This window comes from Streptomyces hyaluromycini, from assembly GCF_002217755.1.
GTDB lineage: Bacteria > Actinomycetota > Actinomycetes > Streptomycetales > Streptomycetaceae > Streptomyces > Streptomyces hyaluromycini.
On record NZ_BCFL01000025.1, the window covers coordinates 1 to 21,781 of the forward strand.

The following is a 21,781-nucleotide window of genomic DNA, read 5'->3' on the forward strand; positions in this document are numbered from 1 at the left end:
CCGAGCTTCCGCAGCACCTCGGCGATGGTGGCCCGGTAGGTCCGCAGCGCCTGCAGCCCGGCGGCGTAGCGGTCGCGGTGCCGTGCGATGTCCACGGCCTGCTGCCGCGCCCGTGCAGCGTGCCAGAGCTCGGCCGTATGGTGGCGGCGTTTGCAGGTGACGTCCGCGACGGCGGTGGCCCGCTCCCGCTGCGTATGCCGGGTGTTGCCGTCACTGCCCCGTTGCCAGGCGGGGTCCGTGTACGCCGCGACGGGGTCGGGATAGCGCGTGAATCCCTGGTCTGCCACACAGCGGGACCACACGTCCCAAGCCGCGCGGAGGCGCGGGTCGCGCTTGACCGCCTTGTCGACCTCGACCGCCCGTATGCCTGCGTAGAGCCAGTCCCGCTTGAGGTCGATGCCGCGCATCAGCCGCCGGCTCGCCTCGGCGTTGCAGGCGGGGAAGTCCGCATACTCGGCGTCGGTCATCCGACGGCCCGTCGGCCGGAGGGCCGGGGACTTGGCCGGGTCCCAGCCGTAGCCCCAGCGGCCGGCGGCGGCGAGATCCAGGGCACCGTAGTCGGTGCCGACCGCGGTGGCGACGACGGGGTCGCTGGGGTAGCGGGGGTCGAGCGGGAAGTCCCGGTGGCCGCGCTCCGCCATGCACTGCCGGACCAGCAACGCCGATGCCCGCTGCGATCGCTGGTAGTCCTGCGGCGTGACGTCGTAGCGGTCGGCCGGCAGGGGGCCGAGGTCGGACGCCGTGCTGATGACGTCCGGGCGCTCGGGACCGGAGACGCAGATCGCCGCCAGCACCGCCACGACGCCAAGTCGCCACCCCCGCCCCGTCATACGAGGGATGCTAGCGGGCGGCGTGCAGGGGGGCGGGATGAGGGTGTCTGTCGTTGGGAGAATGAAATGCAGGCGGGTTGCCGGGTGTTGGGACATGCGCCCGGCACCCGCGCCGTCGGCCGTCACACCGGACCCTTGCTACGCCGACCGCAGGGTGAGCACCGTGATCTCGCTGGGGGCGAAGATCCGGAAGGGCGGGCCCCAGAAGCCGGTGCCCCGGCTCGTGTAGAGCTGGGTCCGCTCGCCGTGCCGGCTCAGGCCGTACACCACCGGCTGGTCGATCCGGACGAGGAAGTTGAACGGCCAGATCTGCCCGCCGTGGGTGTGCCCGGAGATCTGCAGGTCGATGCCGGCGCTCGCGGCCTGCCGGACGTACTTGGGCTGGTGCGCGACGAGCAGGACCGGCAGATCCGGGTCCGCCCCCGCCAGCGCGCCGACCAGGTTCGCCCGGTGTCCGGTCTGACCGGAGTACTCCGCGGTCACGTCGTCCACACCCGCGAGCACGAGGCTGTCCCCGCCCCGTTCGACCACGACGTGGCGGTTGTGCAGCGGCTCCCACCCCAGTTCCGCCATGAGGTCGAGCCAGCCCTGGGCTTGGCCGGAGTACTCGTGGTTCCCGGTGACATACACCTTCGCCAGCCGTGACCGCATCGTCCCGAGCGGCGCAGCCTGCTCTCGGCGCTGGTCCGGGGAGCCGTCGGCGATATCGCCCGCGTGGCAGACGACGTCGGCGTCCAAATCGTTGACCGCCTCGGCGACCCGCGCCGACCATCCGGCCCGGTCGATCGGCCCGTAGTGGGTGTCGGCCAGCACGACGACCCGCGTCCCGTCCAGGCCCCGGCCGAGCCGCGGGACGGTGACGTCCAGCCGCGCCACCCGGGGCACCCGCATGGCCTCGCGGTACCCCCAGGCCAGCAGTCCGGCCCCGACCGCCGCGAGGAGAACGGCCACGATCCTGGACCGGTCCGGGTCACCGACGCCGAGCACGATCAGGACCAGCCGCAACAGGCCGCTCAGCGCCGACCAGGCGAACAGCACCCAGACCACGCCGAGGGTGGTGTCGGCGATGCGTGCCGCCCGGTCCGAGCGCCTGCGCCCGTGCCCCATGACCATCAGCACCGGCAGGGCGAACGCGGCGGCGGCGAAGAGGACCGTACCCACCAGGACCACCGGGAACGGCCAGTCCGTGCCGGAGGAGAACAGCGTCCACCAGGGCAGGAAGAACAGGGAGACCAGTACGGCGACGAGGATGGCGAGCCGGCGCAGGATCCGAACGGCGGTTCCGCCCCTCGTCGCCGGCGAGGCTCCGGCGTCGGCCTGTCCCTCGACCCCGGACGACGGTCCGAGCACGACGGTGTCCGGTCCGCCGCCGCGGGCCGACGGTGCAACCGGCTCCGACCGGTCAGATTCGTAGTCCGTCACTGCACTGCCCCTCACGTCCGCGGTCCGGCCGATACCCATCATCGGGCATGCCGGACCGCCACCTGAACGGGGTCCGCACCGCATCAACCGCGCAGGACGCACTGCCGGGCGTCGTGCCGGGACGCCTCGGCCCGGTTGGTGCGACGTGCCGTCGAGCACCAGCGGCGGCCGTTCTGCGAGTTGTCGGAGAAACGCCGAGATCCACGTCTTTCGGAAGGAAGAACCTCGCCGCGCGGACGGCTGCCTTGTCCTTGCACGGGCCAGGGCCCATCGCCCGCCACATCCACGGCGTCGGCGGGCATGCCGTCGACGCCGCGCGGGAAGCATCGGCCTGCAACGGTACTTTCTGTCCCAGGAGTTCACCGAGGACGTCGTCCGCCGCACGCTCCGTGTCCTCGTCCCTGATGAGCTCATGGCCCGCACGTCGTGACCGGACATGCTCCCGCATCCGAGGTGCCCGCTCGCCCATGACCAGACCGCAGGAGGAAACGACATGGCCCTCTCCCGTCACGTGCCCGGGCTGCCCTTCCCCCTCTCGCCGTCGTCCGGCGAGGCATGGACCATCGACGAGGCGACCGCCACAGTGACCGCCGCGGCGGCCGCCCACAGCGACATCTTCATCGACCCGGGAGCAGGCACCCAGCTCAACGCCGAGTCCATGCTCAACGCCGCGACCCTGCTCGGTGTCCCCCCGGACGGCGACTTCCAGTTCAGCGCGCGGGTCACCGTCGAGTTCGCCTCCACCTACGACGCCGGCGTACTGCTCCTGTGGATCGACGACCGCCACTGGGGCAAGTTCTGCTTCGAGTACTCCCCCGACCGCGAACCCATGATCGTCTCCGTGGTCACCCGCGGTGTCTCGGACGACGCCAACGCCTTCGTCGTCGACGACCGGACGGTATGGCTGCGTGTCTCCCGGATCGATCACGCCTTCGCCTATCACGCCTCCCTCGACGGCAAGACCTGGCGGATGATCCGGTTCTTCACCATCGCCGACACCTCCACGCCCGTCTCCATCGGCTTCGAGGCACAGTCACCGACCGGTGACGGCTGCCTCGTCACCTTCGACGACATCCACTTCACCAGTACGCGCCTGCGCGAACTGCGCGACGGCTCATGACTCAAGGCCCGGCATCGCGCGTGCCCGCACTGGCACACGCCGCGTGGCTGGTCGCCGAGGGCTGGATCGTCGCCCCCGAGTTCCCGCTGGTGTGGCGACCGCGCAGGGAACGGGCCAGCTCCGGCGCGCTGGGGGACCTCGGGTCGCATCTCGTCGACCTGCTCCAGCACCTGACCGGAGAGCGGCTCACCGGGGAGTCGGCGACGCAGGCGACGTTCGTGGGCGAGCGACCGCTGCCGGAGGAGTCCGGCGGGCTCTCGGCGCGGGAGGGTGACCGTCGACGACGCGACCGCGTTCACCGGCCGGCTGGAAGGGGGCGCACTCGTCGTGGTCGAAGCGACGCGCTTCGCCACGGGGCGCAAGAACGCGATGCGGACAGAGGTGAACGGATCACGGGGGTCGCTCGCCTTCGACTTCGAGTCGACGAACGAGCTTGTGCTGTACGACGCGGCCGACCCGGAGACGAAGGCGGGTTTCCGCCAGATCCTGGAGGCCGAGTCCGAACGCAGCGCCGCGGACGCGTCTCGCTGGACGAGCATCCGCTGACCGCCGGGCACCCGAGCAGCGCCCTGAAGGGGCGCTGGGGGTACCCCCGGCCGAAGGCTGGGGGAGGAACTGCGCGACCAGCCACGACGGCGGCGCAGTCGACCGACGGCATATCGCGGCACTTCCCGCGGAGCGCTTAGTCGGCCTCGCGGTACAGCACCAGGTGCTCGTGGTAGAGAACACCGTCGCGGATGTCGCCGGTGGCGGTGAAGCCGGTGTCGTCGACGTAGTCGAGGTGGTTGCCGGTGACGGTGTAGCTGCCGGTGTAGGCGCTCGGGCGGTTGCCGCGAGCCTCGTCGTAGCGGCCGTTCGGCAGCAGTTCCTGGCGGATGTGTCCGTCGGCGGTCACCCACATCCCGACGTACGGGTGCGGGTCGCGGGGCGTTTCGTTGCTGGTCATGCCTCTACGATCAGCCCGGCGGCCGGTGCCGACCAGGCCGCCGTCTCCCCAGGTGGGGGCTTCCTGGGTGCGGTGCACCTAGGGACAGAGCGGCCTGGTTCCGGTTCCGCCGCGCGACGAACCTGGTGGTCAGGCGGCTGCCCCGGCCGCCGGACCCTCGCCTCGGAACGGCGTCGACGCTCACTCCCGCAGCGGACACACCGATGAGGCGACTCCACCGAGGAGCGCGCAATGACCATCACCGACAGCTGCACCGACACCGGCACCGTGAGCTGGAATGCCGAGGCCCTCGACGAGATCCTCTCGAACGACGGGGGGCGTCCCGTCCTGTTCGCGAATGCCCGGATCCTGACGACGGACCCGTTGATCGGGGCCCTGGTCGGCGCCGACATCCTGTTCGTCGGCCCACTGATCGTGGGGGTCGGCCCTGGCATCGTCACCGCGGCCGGGGACGACAACGCCATCGTCGTCGACGCCACCGGCATGACCGTCGTCCCCGCCGTCCTGGACACCATCGCGCTGACCGGCGGCCGCAGCACCCGCTCGGAGTACGTCGCGACGCTGGCCCCGGGCAACACCACCGACTTCCTGGTGGTACCCGACGAACTCGCCGACGACGTGCCGGTCGCGGTGGCCACGCTCCTCTCCCGGCCGGAGCAGGTCCGCGCGCTCGTCGCGGCCGGCCGCCCGGTCCTGTGGGCCGGTACCGCCGTCCCCGGCCGCCCCACCGCCCCCGAGACGGGCATCCCGGCCGCCGCGGACCTGACCGGCAGCCCGCGCGTCGGCGTCTGGACCGACCGGAACGACTTCCTGCACCAGGAGCTCAGCGCCGACGGCCGCTACGACGAGACCCGGGGCGGGCGCCCGCACGCCTACCAGGGCCGCTACTGGATCGACGGCGACCGCATCGACTACCTGGACGACCTCGGCTTCTGGGCCTACGGCGAGTTCCACGGCGCCGAACTCCACCACGCGGGCTACGTCATGAAGCTCGGCTGACCTTCCCTCCGCTCCCCTCCCCCTTTTTCCTTCCCCCTCCTCCGCCCTCTCCCTCCGCCGTACCGAAAGAAGAGCCCTCATGAACGTCAACGACACCACCAGCGCCGCCGTACTCGAAGAGCTCCGGCGGCGGCCCGCCGACCGGCGGCGCATCCTGTTCACCGGCGCGACCGTCGTCACCATGGACCCCGGCCTCGGCGTCCTCGACGGCGGCGACCTCCTCGTCGAGGGCGACACGATCACCGCCGTCGGCCCCCGCCTCGACGCGGCGGACGCCGTGGTCGTCGACGCCACCGGCACGATCCTCACCCCCGGCTTCGTCGACACCCACCGGCACGCCTGGGAGGCCCAGTTGCGCCGGATCATGCCGGACGTCGACGACCTCGGCGGTTACGTGATGGCCACCCTGGCCGGCTACGCCACCGTCTACCGGCCCCAGGACATGTACATCGGCACCAGACTGGCCGCGTTGACCGCGATCGACAGCGGTATCACGACCATGCTCGACTTCTCGCACAACTCCCGTACCCGCGAGCACTCCGACGCCGCCGTCGAGGCGCTGCGCGACACCGGCATCCGGGGTGTGCACGCTTCCATGGGCCCGCACTTCGGTGACTGGGACCGGCAGTGGCCCGGCGACCTCGCCCGGCTCAGGAGCCGGTACTTCAGCAGCGACGACCAGTTGCTCACGCTGCGCCTCGCGACCCTGGCCACCGACGAGATCGCCGGACCCGCGCTCGCCTACGGCCCCGAACTCGCCCGTGTCGCCCGGGAGCTGGGCATCGGGGTGAGCGTGGACGCCGTCTTCGGCACCGCCTCCTCCGACGCGGTCCTGCGCTGGGCCAAGGACGGCATCCTCGGCCCCGACGTCACCCTCATCCACTCCACCGGGCTGACCCCCGAGGCGTGGCAGGCGATGGGCGGCGCCGGCACCACCGTGGCCCTCGCGCCGACCTCCGACGCCCAGATCGGCCTGGAGACCGCGATCCCCGCCGTCGACGAGGCCCTGTCCGTCGGGATCCGCCCCGGACTGAGCATCGATGTCGAAGTCGCCCTGGCCAGCGACATGTTCACCCAGATGCGGGCCCTGCACGCCATCCAGCGGATGCGCGCGGTCAACGGCGTCCACGGCACCGACCGGCAGCCCTCCCGTATCACCACCCACGACGTACTCGACTTCGCGACCCTCCAGGGCGCCCGCACCAACGGCCTGGCCGGTGTGACCGGTTCACTCACCCCGGGCAAGAAGGCCGACCTCCTCGTCATCCGGGCCGAGGACCTCAACAACATGCCTCTCAACGACCCGATCGGCACGATCGTGCTGGGCTCCGACGCCCGCAACATCAGCGCCGTCCTCATCGACGGCGAGCCCCGCAAGTGGGACGGACAGGTCCTCGACGTCGACCTGGCCGCCCTGCGCGGCGAGGTGCACGCCTCGCGCGAGTACGTACTGAACACCCCGGCTGTGTGAACGCGCGCGGCGAAGGAGTCCGCCATGGCAAGCCTGGAACTGATCGCCGTCGTCGCCGTCGGTGTGCTCCTGATGGGCTGGCTGTCGCGTCGTACGGGCCTGAGCGAACCGCTGCTGCTGCTCGGCGCGGGCTGCCTCGTGGGACTCACACCGCCCTTCGCGTCGTTCGCGCTGTCCCCCGAGGTCGTCCTGTTCCTCTTCCTGCCCGCCCTGCTGTACTGGGAGGCGCTGACCTCCTCGGTCCGCGAGATCCGCGACAACTTCCGCAGCATCGCGCTGCAGTCCACCGGGCTGGTCCTGGCAACGGCCGTCGCCGTGGCGGCCGTTGCCCATGCGCTGGGCTACGGCTGGCCCGTCGCCTTCGTCCTCGGGGCCGTCCTGGCCCCGACCGACGCCGCGGCCGTCGCCGCCGTCGCCAGGGCCATGCCGCGCCGCATCCTGACCGTGCTGCGCACCGAGAGCCTGCTGAACGACGGCACCGCGCTGGTGCTGCTGGCGGTGGCCGTCGATGCCGTCACCGACGAGCGGCCCTTCTCCTGGTCGGGCACGGCGGTCGCCTTCGCCGGGTCCTACGCCGGCGGAGTCCTGGCCGGCGGCGTGGTCGCGCTGCTCCTCATCCCGGTCAGGCGCCGGTTGCCCGACCCCCTGCTGCACAGCGTGCTGAGCGTCGCCACGCCCTTCCTGGCCTACCTGCCCGCCGAACTCCTGCACGTGTCAGGCGTCCTCGCCGTCGTCACCTGCGGCCTGGTGACCACCCGGTTCGGCCCTCGTGTCATCGGTCCCGACGCCCGTATCCAGGCCGTCGCCTTCTGGGAAGTGTCCAGCTATCTGCTCAACAGCGCGCTGTTCGTCCTCGTGGGTATCCAACTGCCCTCAGCAGTACGCGCGTTGACCTCAGTCTCCTTGGTACAGGCGACGTTCGCCGCCCTCGCCGTGAGCGTCGCCGTGATCGGGACCCGGATCGCGTGGTTCTACTCGGTCCCCTATCTCGTCAGGCTCCTGGACCGGCGTCCCCTCCAGCGCGAGCGCCGGATCAGCGGACGCCAGCGGCTGCCGCTGGCGTGGGCGGGGATGCGTGGTGCCATCTCGCTGGCCGCGGCGCTGACCGTGCCCGCCACCACGGCCGAGGGACATGTGGTCGGGCAGCGTGACGCGGTGGTGTTCCTCACCGCCGTCGTCATCGTGGTCACCCTCGTGGTCCTCGGTCCCACGCTGCCGGCCGTGGTCCGCCGGGCCCGTTTCCCCGAGGACGCGGACAAGTCCGCCGAACTCACCCTCGTGCGCTGCCGTATGAGCAGTGCCGCGCTGCACGCCCTTCCGGAGCTGGCGCAGCGGTTCGGGGTCGCCGAGCAGGACACCCGGCGCATGGTCCAGGACATCGAGGACCGTACGGCCCCCGCTCCCGGCGCCGCGCGACGTCAGGAGAGCGTGCGGCGCCTCGAACTCGCCCTGCTCCGGGTCAAGCGGGACACGCTCACGGACCTGCGCGACGCCGGCCGTATCGACGACATCGTCCTGCGGACCGTCCAGCGCATGCTCGACGTGGAGGAGGTCCGGCTGCGGGGCAAGGCAGGTCCCGCAGCCGGTTCCGCCGTCACCCCGCGGCGGCGGTGAGCGCTCCGAGGGCGCTGGCCTGGGTCCGCCAGTCGGTCTGGTTCGGGCTGGTGCCGGCCCAGCGTTCGCCGAGGGCGTTGAGGGAGGTCCGGTCCTGTGCCCACAGGGTGTCCGCCTGGTTCAGGACGTAACTCCGGTAGGCACCGGCGCCGGTGGCGGTCGCCAGGTCGGCGAGGTTCCGCAGGAAGATGCCCTTGAACTGCTTCTGGTTGTCGTCGCAGGACGCCGAGCCGACGTCGCAGGACTCGGTGAGCACTCCGCCGACGGTCAGCGCCGGGCTGCTGATCGCGGCATCGGCCAGGGTCCGCGCGGTGGTCAGCAGCGAGCTGTCCCCGGTGGACTTCCACAGTTCGGTGAAGCCGCCGATGGCCAGCCCCTGGTTGTAACTCCACACGGTGGAGCCGTTGTTGGCGCAGGCCGAGGTCAGGCCGTCGTTCACCAGACCCGAGGAGTTGATCATCCCGCTGGCCCGGTACCAGGCGGCGGACGTCTTCGCCCGCTGGAGCCACACCGTGTCGCCCGGGATGCGCTGGTGCAGTGCCGTGGTCAGCCACAGGTACTGCCCGTTCGTCACGGCGTTCTTGTAGGTCCGTTCGCGGTCCCACCACACGCCACCGCCGCAGGTGCCGGTGTCCCAGTACTGCTGCACGTAGTTCGCGATAGTGACGGCCTCGTTGAGATACCGGGAGTCGCCGGTGTAGTCGTACGCGTCGATCCACGCGATGGCCCACCAGCCCGAGTCGTCGATGGCACGGCTGATGAAGTCGCCGTCGATCGCGTCCGAACTGCGGACTCCGGCGGCGAAGGCGCCCTTGTTCTGGTCGAAGGTGCGCGCGATGGCCCAGTCGTAGTCGTGCGTGCCGGTGGTCCTCGCGAAGTCGACGAGGGCGGTGAGGGTGGCGGCCGAGTTCCACCAACTGCTGGGCCACCAGCCGTTGTAGGGGTCGTACGACGACATCAGCGCGTCCGCCGCCGCGCGCGCCCTGGTCGGTGCGGGCCTGATCCACGCGGTGCAGCTGCCCTCGTTGTGGCTCGCCTCCCGGCCGCAGGCGCGGACCGCGCCGCCGTAGAGGAGGCCGCGCGGATCGCGGGTGGCGTACATCGCGGTGCGGGTGCCGGTGGCTCCGGAGGGGGTGCTGGTACGGCCGAGGGAGGAGCCGTCCGGCCAGGTCGAGCCGCCGTCCCAGGAGCGGTCGAGCCAGATCTCGTCACCGGCGCCGCCGCTGTCGATGCTCGCCCAGGCCATGGAGTTCCGCTGGTCGACATGGAGCCGGATGGTGCGGCCGTAGAGGGTGGTGGAGGGTACCGGCTGGTCGTCGCCGGCCGCCTGGCCGGCGCTCGTGCCGTCGCAGAGGGTGTCGCAGACGGTGGGGTAGACCCAGTTCGTGCAGCCGACCCCGGCCGCGTCACCGCAGGCCCGGACCAGCCCGCGGCGGTGGTTGCGGGGATCGGTGATGTTGTACATCAGCGTCCTGGTGCCGGTCCAGGTACCCGGGATGCTCGCCTTGCCGAGCAGTCCCTCCCAGGTCGCGCCGCCGTCCCAGGAGCGGTCCAGCCACACCGAGTCCCCGGTCACGCCGTCGTCGATGCTGGCCCACGCCATGTCGTCCGCGTCGGACACGTGCAGTTCCAGACGGCGGCCGTTGAGGTTCTTGTCCGGTACCGGGAAGGTCTCCTGCCGGGCCTGCGAAGGGTCCAGCGTGTCGCAGGCCAGTACGCAGACCTGGGTGGCGGCGGACGCGGGCGTCGCGGCCGGCACCAGGGCGGCGAACGCGAGCGCGGCCGCCAGCAGGAAGCCGAGAAAGCGTGGTACGACAACGATGTCTGAGCTGCGTGAGGACACCAGGACTCGCCTCGATTTCGCGATGGGGGGACGACGGTCGGCGCACGTGACGGGGGCCGACGGCTCTGGTCGAGCCGGGCCGGAATCGAGCACTGGTCCATACCTGTCAACGAGGCAGTGAACCGGCTTGGCGAGGTCCTGTCAATGCCACAAGGGCAGCCTTCCCAAAGGGAGTCGGGAGGCTGCTGTGACGGGTTGACACCCGGATTTCGGGCGCCCATCATCGGTGGAACTTCGGCGAGACCCCTCGTGCATCCACCTGTCGCACCACGCACCGGGTCTCGTGCGGCGCGGATTTGAATCGTTTCAGACACTGCGTTTCCCCAGGCACCCGCACCCCCCACCCAGGAGGTCTCCATGCGCCGTCGATCACCGCTGAGCAGACCGCCGGGCCGGCATCATCTGCTCGGCCTGGCCGTCGTCGCGGCCGCCACGCTCACCGTGGGCCCCGCCCCGTCCGCCGACATCGTGCCGGTATCCGCCACGGGGACCTCAACGGGCGCCCGGGCGGCGGCAGTCGACCCCCTGAACTACTCGCCGGCCTCACGGACTCTGAAGCCGACCGCCGTCTACCGGACGTCCGGCAGCGTCGCCAGCCCGCAGAACGTGCTGAGCGGACAGCCGACCCGGATCTCCGGCTCGCAGTCGGCCGTCACCCTCGACTTCGGCAAAGAGGTCGGCGGCCTGGCAACGTTGTCCTTCGGGAGTGTGAGCGACAACGGCCAACGGGTCGGGCTGGCCTTCAGCGAGTCGTCCCTGTACGCGGGCAACAACAGCGACCGCAGCAGCGGCCGTGACGGCGAGGACGGCGCCCTCTACGCCACGGCCTCCGCCAACGGCACCTATACGGTGCCCACCGCTCAACTCCGGGGCGGCTTCCGGTACCTGACGGTCTTCCTCGACACCTCGGGCTGGGTCGACCTCACGGGCGTCAGCCTCGGCTTCACCGCGGCGCCCGGAAAATCGAACCCGGCCGACTACGCCAACTATTTCCACTCCAGCGACGACCTGCTCAACCGCATCTGGTACGCCGGGGCCTACACGGTGCAGCTCAACACGATCGCCTCGAACCAGGGCCGCGCCTGGCCCCCGCCGGCCTCGACCTGGGACAACGGCGCCACCGTCGGGGTGGGCGACTCCGTCCTGGTCGACGGCGCCAAGCGGGACCGCACGGTATGGCCCGGCGACATGGGCATCGCCGTCCCCACGCAGTACGCGTACTCCGGCGACCTCACCTCGACCCGCAACGCGCTCACCACGATGTACAACGCGCAGTCGGCGGAGGGTGAAATCCCCTGGTCGGGGCCGCCGTTCAACCTCACCGGCTCGGACACCTACCACACCTGGACGCTGCTGGGCACGTCGACGTACTACACCTACAGCGCCGACCGGGCGTGGCTGGACTCCGAATGGGCCAACTACAAGCGCGGGATGGCCTTCATCACCAACAAGATCGACGGCAACAACCTGCTCGACGTCACCCGCACCCAGGACTGGGCCCGGGTCGGCCAGGGCGGCGAGAACATCTCCGCCAACGCGCTGCTGTACGCCGCGCTCAAGGGCGGCGCCACCCTGGCCGTGGCCGAGGGCGACAGCGCCCTTGCGGCGAGCTGGACCGGCAGGGCGGACGCGATCAAGGCCGCTGCCAACTCCCTTCTGTGGGACGCCTCGAAGGGCATGTACAAGGACAACCCCACCAGCGGTCTGTATCCGCAGGACGGCAACTCCCTCGCGGTCTGGTACGGGCTGACCGACTCCGCGGCCAAGGCGCAGAGCGTTGTCGCGGGGCTGGGGAAGAACTGGGGCGCGTACGGCCCCACCACCCCCGAATGGGGCGGCAACGTCTCGCCGTTCGCGGGCGGCATGGAGCTCAACGCCCGTTTCACGGCGAACGACGACTACACCGCGCTGGACCAGATCCGGCGCACCTGGGGCCACATGCTCGACAGCGACATCGGCACCAGGAGCACCTTCTGGGAGGGCGTCAAGGCCGACGGCGGCCTCGCCTACGGCGGTTCGTTCATGAGCCTGGCGCACGGCTGGTCCTCCGCGCCCACCTCCACGCTCACCTTCGACGTGCTGGGCACCGCACCGGAGTCGGCGGGCGGCGCCTACCGCTTCGTCCCGCACCCCGGCGACCTGACCAGCGCTGAGGGCCGTATCACCCTGCCCCAGGGCGCCGTCGACGCCTCCTGGTCCCGCGACCCCGCCGCCGGCACCTATACGGCGCACCTGACCAGCCCGGCCGGGACCACCGGCCGTATCGGCATCCCGAAGTCCGGCGGCGGCAACGTCTCGGTGTCCGTGAACGGCACCGTCGTCTGGAGCAACGGAACGTTCACCCCCGCCTCCGGCATCACCGGCGCGAGCCAGGACGACACCTACGTCTACCTCACCGGTGTGGCAGCGGGCAGCTACACGGTGACCGCCACCGGCCTCGGCAACCCGGCCGCGCCCGCCGACCCGGCCACCACCGGTGCGCTGCGCGCGGGCTACACCCGGTGCGCGGGCGAGGGCGGCACCTGCTCCTTCAGCGGCACCCGCTCGGTGGCCTACGGCGCCGGAACGTACACGTACAAGACCGTGACCGGCAGCACCGCCTGCGCCAACGACTCCTTCGGCGGCGACCCGGCGCCGAATCTCGTCAAGTCCTGCTACGTCGCCGACGCGGGCGGCCCGCCCGGCTACACCGCCTGCGCTGCCGAGAACGGCACCTGTGCCGTGCCCGGTTACAACCGTGACGTCGTCTACGGCGCCAACGGCAACTTCGTGCACCAGGTCACCAACGGCTCCGTCGCCTGCTCCAACGCCCACTTCGGCGATCCCGTCGACGGCGTGGCCAAGTCCTGCTATCTGCCGCCCGCCGGAGCACCGGCCGGCGGCTGGACCAAGTGCGCGGACCAGAACGGCACCTGCGCGGCCGCCGCCGGACAGCCGGTGATGTACGGCGCGTTCGGAGCGTTCACCACCCTCAAGGCCACCGGCGACACCCCGTGCACCGACGCGAAGTTCGGCGACCCGATCCCCGGCGAGTCGAAGGCCTGCTACACCGCCGGCGGCGGGCCGGCCGGTTACGCCACCAACTGCTCGGACGAGACCGGGACCTGCGCCTTCAGCGGACAGCAGACCGTGGCCTACGGCGCCCGGGGCGCCTTCGTCTACAGAACGTTCACCGGCGGCACCAGTTGCACGACGACGGCTTTCGGCGGCACGGACCCGCTGCCGGGCGTACGGAAGGGCTGCTACCTCACCTCCTGAGGAGGGCGACGCTCCCGGCGGCCCGCGCGCTTGCGGTGCGCGGGCCGCCGGATCACTCGGGGGGCGCCGGTGTCAGCTGCCAGGCACGGTGTCCTCGAAGGTGGTGCCCGCGCCGCGGTACGCCGCCACCTTGGCGGCGACCTGCGCCGGCGTGAGGACCTGGTCCTTGACGTGCAGGACGTAGTCGACCTGCTCGTCGTACGCGCGCGCGGTGGAGCTGGTCAGACCGCCGAAGTCGATCAGCCACTGGTTGAAGTTGATCGACATCGGCCGCTCCGGCAGGTACGCGGCGTCATGCGTGCCGAAGAGCTGTCCGTCGATGTAGTACTTGATGTTGTTGTTGTCGATGGTCAGCACCAGGTCGTGCCAGCCGTCGTAGCTCTGCCGGCCCTCGGTGTGCTGGTTGACCGCCACCCACGGGTCGGGCTGGTAGGTCTCCCAGGACGTCGTGTAGAGGATGTTCGACGACTCGCCCCAGCCGCCGTTGGGGAGGTACTCGAAGTCGTACTCGGAGTAGTCGTCCGCCATCGGTGCCGTGAGGTCGTTGATGGTGAAGAACGTCTGGACGAGGTGGTCGCCGTCCGGGCCGGACTTGGGCGCGTCGCTGAACCTGACCCGGGCCGCGTAGGTGCCGTTCTTGAACTTCCGCGCGTTGGTGACGACTTCGGTCTGCCTGGTGCTGTCGCCGGTACCCGATGTCGAGGTCTCCAGGTTCATGACGGAGTTGCCGCTGGAGGTGGCGAAGGTGACGTTCTGGGGCGCCCAGGTGGCGCCGGAGACGCCGGGGCCGCCGGAGGTGGAGCGCACGCTCCAGCCGTGCGCCGAGATCTTCGGGTCGTTGTAGGCGCTGTAGTCGAAGTCGTCGAACAGCGTGGCGCCGGTGGCCGGAGGGTCGGTCGGCGGGTCGGTGGGCGGGTTGGTCGGGTCGTTGCCGGCGGGGGCCTGGCCCCACAGGGTGGTGCCGGACAGCTGTGCGGTGACCTTGGACCAGTCGCCGTAGGAGGTCTGGGAGGCGCCGAAGGAGTAGTCGTCGCTCTGGACCAGCGGCTGCCACGTCGACTGGTAGAAGCGCAGCTGCATGTCGCCGGTGTCGGCGCCCGGAGCGAGGGTGCCGGCACCGGAGGTGAAGCCGATCTCCAGGTAGCGGTCGGCCGTGGCCGTCGGGTTGGTGAGCGTGCCGAAGGTGCCGGTGACGTTGGCGCAGCCCTTGACGGCCCAGGAACAGGCGAAGCGGTAGGTGGCGCTCGCCGCGTCGGCCTTGAAGTAGTAGCGGATCCTGACGTTCGCGAGTGGCAGGGTCGTGGTGCCGGTGTTCTTCACCTTGAACCAGGGTTCGGCCTGGTCGGCGGTGGCTCCGGTGGCGCTCGTACGGTACTGGACGCTCAGTCCGTCGCCGGCCGCGCTCGCGGTGGCCGGGAGTGCGGTGAGCGCGGCGGCTCCGATGGCCGCCGCGACCGCGGCGGATGCGGCGGCGCGCAGCCGGTTCTTCGCGAATCTCATGGTTGTTCCTCTCCAGAAGGTGGGGTGATTCCGGAACGGGACAGGGTGTGGGGTTTCGTCAGGGGCTGTGTCAGGGGGTGGTGTGCGGGGTGGTGGCGGACGCCGAGCGCGTCGAGCCGGGCGGTGTGCCCGTCGAGGCGGGAGCGGAAGTCGGCCCATTCGGTGGTGCCGCTCCAGGCGCGGTCGGCGAGGGCGCACAGCCGGGGGTAGGTGAGGTACTCGATGTGGGCGGGCGTCGTGACGAACTCGGTCCACAGCTGGGCCTGGGTGCCGAGCACCCGCGCGGCCACGTCCGGTTCGGCGTCCTCGGGTACGGGGTCATGGGCGTGGGCGGCGCGCAGATCGACGACGGTTCCGGGCTGGGCCGGCGGCTCGTGCGGGTCGGCGGTCTGGGCGTAGTCGAGGTAGGCGGCCCGGTGGTACGCGCTGACGACGGGGTGGCCGCGGCGCGCCGCCGTCAGGGTGTGGGACGCGTCGCGCCAGGTCATCACCGTGAAGTCGAGGGGCAGTTCGGCACCGGTCTCGGCCCAGCCGACCGGGCGGCGGCCACGCCGGACGAGGAACTCGCCGATCTGCCCGAGGAACCAGCCGTGCAGGGCCTCGGGGTTCGGCAGGCCCTGTGCCGACGCCCGTTCGCGCGCGGCGGCACTGTGCGTCCACTCGGTGGTGGGGCACTCCTCGCCGCCGATGTGGATGTACGGCGAGGGGAAGACGTCCATGACCTCGTCGAGGACGTCGCGGCAGAAGTCGAGGACCTCGTCGTGGACACCGAGGACGGTGTCGCACACTCCCCAGCGCGTCCAGACGTCGAGGCTGCGCTCCGGCTGGTTGCCCAGTCCGGGATAGGCGGCGAGGGCCGCGCGAACGTGTCCGGGCATCTCGATCTCCGGCATGACGGTGACGCCGCGCGCGGCCGCGTACCGGACCAGGCCGCTCAGTTCGGCCCGCGTGTACGACCCTCCGTGCGGGACGCCGTCGAACGTGCCGCTGCCGGCCGGGCCCTGCTGCGACTCGGCGCGACGGCCGCCGATCTCGGTGAGTTTGGGACGGGCGGTGACCGGCATCCGCCAGCCCTGGTCGTCGGTGAGGTGCAGATGGAACACGCTGATCTTGTGCAGGGCCAGCAGGTCGACGTAGCGGCGCAGGTAGGAGACGGGCTGGAAGTGGCGTGCCACGTCCAGCATCGCGCCGCGCCAGGGGTGCCGCGGGACGTCGGTGATCTCGACGCAGGGCAGCAGCCACTGAGTAACGGGCCGCGGGGTCTCCGACAAGGCCTCGGGGGACAGGAGTTGACGGATCGTCTGGATGCCGCGCAGCAGGCCGGTGAGGTGCGCGGCGCGCAGCAGCACGGCGTGCGGGGCGACGGTGAGTCCGTACCCTTCGTCGCCGAGACCGGTGAGCCCGGGGGCGAGCGCCAGGGTGAACTGTCCGTCCGGGGACGGTCGCAGGGGCAGTCCGGTGGCGGGGGCGAGCAGGGTGCGCAGCAGTTCGGCGGCCGGTTCGGCGCCCGCGCCGATGTGCAGCGCGGTGTCGGCGTCGAGCGTGAAGTGCCCCGGCCGGAGTGCGGCCTTGGTGGGGCGTGGGACGAGGGCGAGCACAGACGGGTGTGCGGGCATGGATCGTCTCCGTGGGCGGGTCGCGTCGGGTGGGCGGATGTGCGGTCAGCCCTTGACCGCGCCGGCCGCGAAGCCGGCGGTGACATGGCGCTGGAGCAGCAGGAACACCACGAGTGCGGGGGCGGCGAAGAGGGTCGAGGCGGCCATGGTGGCGCCCCAGTCGGTGCCGAAGACGTTCTGGAACGAGGACAGCCAGACGGGCAGGGTGCGGTGGTCCTGCTGCTTGATGATCAGGAAGTTGGCGTACGCGAACTCGTTCCAGGCGGTGATGTAGCCGAACAGCGAGGTGGCCATCAGCCCCGGGGCGAGGAGCGGGAACGCTATGTGCCGGAACGCGCCGAGCCGGGTGCAGCCGTCGACCTGGGCGGACTCCTCCAGCTCAGGGGGGATCGTGCCGATGAAGCCGCGCAGCACGATGACGGTGAAGGGCAGCGTCATCATGAAGTAGACGAGGGTCAGGGTCGGCAGCCGGTCGAGCATGCCGGTGTCCCGGGAGATGATGTACACGGGGATGATCAGTGACTCCCAGGGCGCCATCTGGGCGATGAAGACCATGAGCATGAACTGTCGGCGTCCCCTCCACCGCATCCGGGCGACGGCGTAGGCGGCGCCGAGCGCGATGACGAGGGCGAGCAGGACGGCGCTCAGCGTGACGAGGATGCTGTTGCGCCAGAACAGGCCGAAGCCGGCGGCGCCGACGGCGGTACGGAAGTGGTCGAGGGTCCAGGTCTCGGGGATGATCCGGGGGTTGTCGGACTGGATGTCGCGGGTCGGGGTGAACGCGGTGGCGACCATCCAGTAGACCGGGAACAGGCAGACCACGACCGTGACGACGGCGGCGGCGTTCAGGGGCAGGCGGCGGACGCGGGGCCGGGTGGTGCTCATGCGAGCTCGTCCTCCTGGCGGAACATCTGGCGGAAGTAGAGGACCAGCACGCCCGACATCAGCACGACGGTGACCATGGAGGCCGCCGAGCCGAGGTCGTAGCGCTGGCTCGACAGGGCGGTCTGGACCGCGTACACGGGCAGGATCGTGGTGGCGTCGCCGGGCCCGCCGTTGGTCATCACCCAGATCTGGACGAACGCCTTGAAGGTCCAGATCACTTCGAGCGAGAGGACCAGCAGGAAGATCGGCCGGACGATCGGGAGGGTGATCGAGCGGAAGATCCGCGGCCCCGACGCCCCGTCGAGCCGGGCCGACTCGTACAGCTCGGTGGGGACGGTGGTGAGGGCCGAGTACAGGGTGATCGCGGCGAACGGCACGGACTGCCACACGACGAGGACGACGACGATCGCGAAGGCGGCCGGGCCGTGCGCGAACCAGGGGTAGCGGTGGAAGGACTCGAACCCCAGGTCGGTGAGGACCGCGTTGACGATGCCGAACTCCGAGTGGAACAGCCACTGGAACACGGTGGTCGCCGCGATGACGGGCATCGCCCAGGTCAGCACGAGCGCACTGAGGACCGTGGTCCGGCCGAACCGGCCAAGGCGTTCGACCATGAGCGCGACCAGGGTGGACAGCACCATGATCAGTACGACGTTGACCGCCATGAAGAGGAAGGTGCGGCGCACCACCTCCCAGAAGCGGTCGTCGCCGAGCAGCGTCTCGTAGTTCCGGAACCCGACGAACCGCGCGTCGCCCAGGATGAGCTGGCGCAGACCGAAGTCCTGGAGCGAGATCACCACGGCGCGGACCAGGGGGTAGACGAGCAGGTAGAGCGTGCCGAGGACGGCGGGCGCGATCAGGACGTACGGCCAGATCCCGCGGCCGACGGCCGTCGACGGGCGGCGCCTGCCCGTGCCGGAGGACCGCCGGGGCGGCCGGGTGGTGAGTGGGGGGCGGGACACGGTCTGCTCTCGGACTGCCGGCACGGCACTCCTCCTTCCCGTGCGTCGACGACGGTTCAGGAGCCGGAGTTCATCGCTGCGGTGATGGCCTCGGACGCCGTGGTGGCCGCCTTGTGCACATCGCCTCCGGTGAGCACGGCGGTCATGTAGTCCTTGATCGGGTTCTTGGCCTCGACCGCCGCCCAGCCGGGTGTGTTGGGCGTGGCGTGGCCCTCGGCCGCGCCGACCGCCATGGCCGCGGCGCCCGGGTCGGAGGCGACCGCGGAGGCCAGGGTGGTCTTGTTCGGCACGTAGCTCATGGCGAGGGCGAGCTTCTTCTGCCAGGTGTCGCCGGTGAGTTCCCTGATGAAGGTGTAGGCCGCGTCCTGCTTGGTGGAGGCCGTGGGGATGACGAGGTCGGAGCCGCCGGTGAAGACCGCGCCGGGTGTGCCGGCGGTCTTGCCCGGGATCGGGAAGAAGCCGAGCTTCCCCTTCAGCGCCGGGTTGCTCTGGATGACCACGTTGGCGCCGCCGGGTGTCGAGACGACCTGGGCGACCTTGCCCTTGGCCATGACGTCCGCCTGCGGGGGGTTCGCCTCGTCGGCATCCTTCGGTCCCCTGCCGAGGGCCTGGAGCTTCTGGTAGAACTCCATGCCCCGGATCGCCTCGGGGGTGTCCAGGCTGCCTTTCCACTTGCCGCCGGACTCGGTGGCGAGGTCGCCGCCCTCGTCCCAGACGAAGCCCGCGAGGGTGTACCAGTTCTGGCCGGGCAGGTAGATGCCCTGCGTACCACCGGTGTTGAGCTTCTCGGTGGCGGCGATCCACTGGTCGCGGGTCTTGATGGCGGTCGCGTCGATGCCCGCCTTCTTGAAGAGGTCGGTGCGGTAGATGACGACGCGGTTGGCGGCGTAGTAGGGGATGCCGTACTGCTTGCCCCCGTAGGAGCCCGGCTCGGCGAGGCCCTTGAGCCAGTTCTGCCCGCCGAGTTCGCCGGCCTTGCCGCTGAGGTCGAGCAGCCCGCCGCTCTGCGCGAACTGGGCGACCTGGGTGTTGCCGGTCTCGATGACGTCCGGGGCGTCGTTGCTGGCGAGGGCCGCCGTGACCTTCTCGCCGATCCCGTCCCACTCCTGGATCTGCACCTTGACCCTGATGTCGGGGTGGGCGGCCTCGAAGCCCTTGACGAAGTCGCTCTGGAACTCTGCCGAGACACTGTCGCGCATCAGCCAGACGTCGATGGTGGTGCTTTTGCCGGAGCCGTCGCCGGAGGCGTCGGAGGAGCTGCTGCAGGCACTGAGCCCGGCCGTCATCAGGAGCGCGGACACGCCGGCGCACAAGCGGAGCTTCACGGTTCACCTCTGGAGGACATGACCTGACCACCTGACCAGTGAAGCCCACTGGTCAGCTTACCTCTTGATGTGAGGACGAAGGTGGCATAGACCAATTGAGGCGTCAACCCTCCGTACAGCAACGGCATTTGACGGGCAGACCGGGCGGAGTCCGGACAGTCACCGCTCGGTGGCCGTTACACTTCCCAGAACCAAGAGGGCAGTTGCAGGTGACCACTGGTCAGCTGGTTAACTGGTCAACTGGGATTCCGGGCAACAGGGAGCGCGACATGACGGCCGACGAACCAGGCGCGGTGCTCAAGCGGGAGCGAGTGCGCGACTTCCTCCTCGACCTGGTCGAGTCACAGCGCCCGGGGGACGCCATCCCCTCCGAGCGCGCCCTCTGCGCCCGCCTGGGCGTGTCCCGTCCCACCCTGCGCGCGGCGGCCGACGAACTGGTCGCCGCGGGGCTGCTGGTACGGGAGCACGGGCGGGGCATGTTCGTCGCTCCGGAGAAGATCACCCAGGAACTCGTCTCCGGACAGCAGGCCATGACCGTGCCCCGGGCCACCGGAACCTGGTCGAGCCGGCTGCTGGAGTTCACCACCATCCCGGCGGGCGCGCGCGTGGGCCGCAGGCTGCGCATCTCCCCCGCCGCCGAGATCGTGTACGTGGCACGGCTGCGTCTGGTCGACGGCGCCCCGATGGCCATCGAGCACCTGCACATCAAGGCCGGTCTGGTCCCGGCCCTGTCCGCCGGGGAACTGGAGGCCGGCGACCTGTACGAGCACCTGCGCGAACAGCACGGCGTGCACGTCCAGGAGGCCGTCCAGGCGATCGAGCCGACCGTCGTCACCCGGGCCGAGGCCGAACTGCTCGACGTGCCCGAACTGTCACCGGCGCTGCTCTTCGAGCGCCTCACCTCGGACACCACGGGACAGCCCGTCGAGTACGTCCACTCGATCTACCGCGGGGACCGCTACCGCATCGTCTCCCGGCTCACCCTCGGCCCCTCGGCCCCGGTGCCGTCGGCAGGCGTCGGACACCATCCCGGCATCCCCCCGGGCGACTTCGCACACGGCGACACCATCACGTCCTCCACCCACGGCGACATCCAGTCGGCACCGTGAGCCACGGCGGGGGAGAACAGCACCGGGCTGCTCTCCCCCGCCACGCCGGGACGGAGCTCAGATGGCCTGGGCGGTGGGCAGGATGGTGATCTCGGTCAGGTTGACGTGGCGCGGGACGGCGGCCATGAAGGCGACGGTCTCGGCGATGTCGGCGCTCTGCAGGACGTCGATGTCGTGGATGAGGTCGGCCATCAGCTTGGAGGCGTCGGGGTCGGTGACGTGGTCGGGGAGTTCGGTGTCGACCATGCCTGGCTCGATGGTGGCCACGCGGACCATCCTGGGGCCGAGTTCGACGCGCAGCAGCCGGGTGAGGTGGCTGATGTACGCCTTGGTGCCGGAGTAGACGGAGAACTTCGCCAGGATGCGGGTGGCCGCGATCGACGAGGTGTTGATCAGGTCGGCGGGCCTGCCCGCCGCGGCGGATTCCGTCAGGTGCGGGACGAACGCGGCGATCACGTTCATCAGGCCGCCGATGTTGAGGTCGATCTGGCGCTGCCAGTCGTCGACCCTGAGTTCCTCGATGCCGGAGATGAGCTGGACACCGGCGTTGTTGAACACGAGGTCGGCCTTGCCGAAGCGCTCGGCGACCCGGTCGGCGGCGGCCTGGACGGCGGCGCGGTCGGTCACGTCGACGGCCAGGGCGAGCGCGGTGCCGCCGGCGGCCTCGATGTTCTTGACCACGCCGTCCAGACGCTCCTTGCGCCGGGCCAGTACGACCACGGTGGCGCCGAGCCCGGCCAGCCGCTCGGCGGTGACGGCACCCATGCCGCTGGAGGCGCCGGAGACGACGGCGACACGGCCGGCGAGAGGGGTACCGGTGAGCAGGGCAGCAGACATCACACAACCTCAGTCTCTTTGGTCACGGGGTTCGGAAGGCGGAG

At 70.8% G+C, this 21,781-nt stretch carries 17 protein-coding genes and 1 pseudogene; 8 read left to right on the forward strand and 10 right to left on the reverse strand.

All coding sequences use genetic code 11. The features are described from left to right. Window positions 1-830, reverse strand: an 830-nt coding sequence (locus SSP29_RS32610; RefSeq protein ID WP_150135350.1) for a hypothetical protein, incomplete at its 3' end; no start/stop codon positions are given. Window positions 831-968: 138 nt separating this feature from the next. Next, on the reverse strand, window positions 969-2,180 hold the full coding sequence (locus SSP29_RS32615; RefSeq protein ID WP_438363826.1) for a metallophosphoesterase: 1,212 nt from the start codon (window positions 2,178-2,180) through the stop codon (window positions 969-971). 565 nt (window positions 2,181-2,745) lie between these two features. Here SSP29_RS32615 and SSP29_RS32620 point away from each other — a divergent pair. The 3 genes and pseudogenes from SSP29_RS32620 to SSP29_RS61605 all read left to right on the forward strand — a co-directional run bounded on the left by SSP29_RS32620 (window position 2,746) and on the right by SSP29_RS61605 (window position 3,918). Continuing rightward, on the forward strand, window positions 2,746-3,372 hold the full coding sequence (locus SSP29_RS32620; RefSeq protein WP_089104472.1) for a DUF1349 domain-containing protein: 627 nt from the start codon (window positions 2,746-2,748) through the stop codon (window positions 3,370-3,372). Continuing rightward, window positions 3,369-3,530, forward strand: a pseudogene (locus SSP29_RS61600) (gfo/Idh/MocA family oxidoreductase); the annotation flags it as partial. The gene SSP29_RS32620 and the pseudogene SSP29_RS61600, both read left to right, overlap by 4 nt. Before the next feature lie 112 nt (window positions 3,531-3,642). Further along, a complete protein-coding gene (locus SSP29_RS61605; RefSeq protein WP_438363825.1) occupies window positions 3,643-3,918 on the forward strand; it encodes a hypothetical protein in 276 nt (91 codons plus the stop codon). Between the two features lie 136 nt (window positions 3,919-4,054). On the opposite strand, the gene SSP29_RS32630 is transcribed toward SSP29_RS61605, so the two are convergent. Next, window positions 4,055-4,318: an Atu4866 domain-containing protein gene (locus SSP29_RS32630; protein WP_089104473.1), complete on the reverse strand. Its 264-nt coding sequence runs from the start codon at window positions 4,316-4,318 to the stop codon at window positions 4,055-4,057. A gap of 231 nt (window positions 4,319-4,549) precedes the next feature. On the opposite strand from SSP29_RS32630, the gene SSP29_RS32635 reads away from it, so the two are divergent. The 3 genes from SSP29_RS32635 (at window position 4,550) to SSP29_RS32645 (ending at window position 8,402) form a co-directional block, all read left to right on the forward strand. Beyond that, on the forward strand, window positions 4,550-5,317 hold the full coding sequence (locus SSP29_RS32635; RefSeq protein ID WP_150135354.1) for an Atu4866 domain-containing protein: 768 nt from the start codon (window positions 4,550-4,552) through the stop codon (window positions 5,315-5,317). A 79-nt stretch (window positions 5,318-5,396) separates the two neighbouring features. Further along, window positions 5,397-6,788, forward strand: coding sequence for an amidohydrolase family protein (locus SSP29_RS32640; RefSeq protein WP_089104474.1), 1,392 nt, complete (start codon window positions 5,397-5,399; stop codon window positions 6,786-6,788). A 24-nt stretch (window positions 6,789-6,812) separates the two neighbouring features. Continuing rightward, the gene (locus tag SSP29_RS32645; protein WP_089104475.1) at window positions 6,813-8,402 is read left to right on the forward strand and encodes a Na+/H+ antiporter; all 1,590 of its coding nucleotides are present in this window, start codon (window positions 6,813-6,815) and stop codon (window positions 8,400-8,402) included. Here SSP29_RS32645 and SSP29_RS32650 read toward each other — a convergent pair. Next, window positions 8,383-10,005: a glycoside hydrolase family 76 protein gene (locus SSP29_RS32650; RefSeq protein ID WP_245883360.1), complete on the reverse strand. Its 1,623-nt coding sequence runs from the start codon at window positions 10,003-10,005 to the stop codon at window positions 8,383-8,385. The genes SSP29_RS32645 and SSP29_RS32650 overlap by 20 nt on opposite strands. 597 nt (window positions 10,006-10,602) lie before the next feature. On the opposite strand from SSP29_RS32650, the gene SSP29_RS32655 reads away from it, so the two are divergent. Then, the gene (locus tag SSP29_RS32655) at window positions 10,603-13,503 is read left to right on the forward strand and encodes an alpha-L-rhamnosidase-related protein (protein ID WP_089104477.1); all 2,901 of its coding nucleotides are present in this window, start codon (window positions 10,603-10,605) and stop codon (window positions 13,501-13,503) included. Between the two features lie 72 nt (window positions 13,504-13,575). Here the strand turns inward: SSP29_RS32655 and SSP29_RS32660 are convergent, their stop codons facing one another. From SSP29_RS32660 to SSP29_RS32680, 5 genes are read right to left on the reverse strand one after another with little or no spacing between them, the layout of a single operon-like run. After that, the gene (locus tag SSP29_RS32660) at window positions 13,576-15,003 is read right to left on the reverse strand and encodes a cellulose binding domain-containing protein (RefSeq protein WP_089104478.1); all 1,428 of its coding nucleotides are present in this window, start codon (window positions 15,001-15,003) and stop codon (window positions 13,576-13,578) included. Next, on the reverse strand, window positions 15,000-16,619 hold the full coding sequence (locus SSP29_RS32665) for a beta-N-acetylhexosaminidase (RefSeq protein WP_089104479.1): 1,620 nt from the start codon (window positions 16,617-16,619) through the stop codon (window positions 15,000-15,002). The genes SSP29_RS32660 and SSP29_RS32665 overlap by 4 nt, the downstream gene beginning before the upstream one ends. Window positions 16,620-16,664: 45 nt before the next feature. Beyond that, window positions 16,665-17,504 carry a carbohydrate ABC transporter permease gene (locus tag SSP29_RS32670; protein WP_089104480.1) on the reverse strand — a complete coding sequence of 280 codons (840 nt, stop codon included), beginning with the start codon at window positions 17,502-17,504 and terminating at the stop codon, window positions 16,665-16,667. Then, window positions 17,501-18,490 carry a carbohydrate ABC transporter permease gene (locus SSP29_RS32675; protein ID WP_089104481.1) on the reverse strand — a complete coding sequence of 330 codons (990 nt, stop codon included), beginning with the start codon at window positions 18,488-18,490 and terminating at the stop codon, window positions 17,501-17,503. The genes SSP29_RS32670 and SSP29_RS32675 overlap by 4 nt, the downstream gene beginning before the upstream one ends. Before the next feature lie 32 nt (window positions 18,491-18,522). Further along, window positions 18,523-19,791 carry an extracellular solute-binding protein gene (locus SSP29_RS32680; protein ID WP_150135356.1) on the reverse strand — a complete coding sequence of 423 codons (1,269 nt, stop codon included), beginning with the start codon at window positions 19,789-19,791 and terminating at the stop codon, window positions 18,523-18,525. Between the two features lie 269 nt (window positions 19,792-20,060). Between SSP29_RS32680 and SSP29_RS32685 the strand changes: the two genes are divergently transcribed. Next, window positions 20,061-20,900 carry a GntR family transcriptional regulator gene (locus SSP29_RS32685; protein WP_089104482.1) on the forward strand — a complete coding sequence of 280 codons (840 nt, stop codon included), beginning with the start codon at window positions 20,061-20,063 and terminating at the stop codon, window positions 20,898-20,900. Between the two features lie 57 nt (window positions 20,901-20,957). On the opposite strand, the gene SSP29_RS32690 is transcribed toward SSP29_RS32685, so the two are convergent. Next, window positions 20,958-21,740, reverse strand: coding sequence for an SDR family oxidoreductase (locus tag SSP29_RS32690; RefSeq protein ID WP_218036938.1), 783 nt, complete (start codon window positions 21,738-21,740; stop codon window positions 20,958-20,960). Window positions 21,741-21,781: the final 41 nt, after the last annotated feature.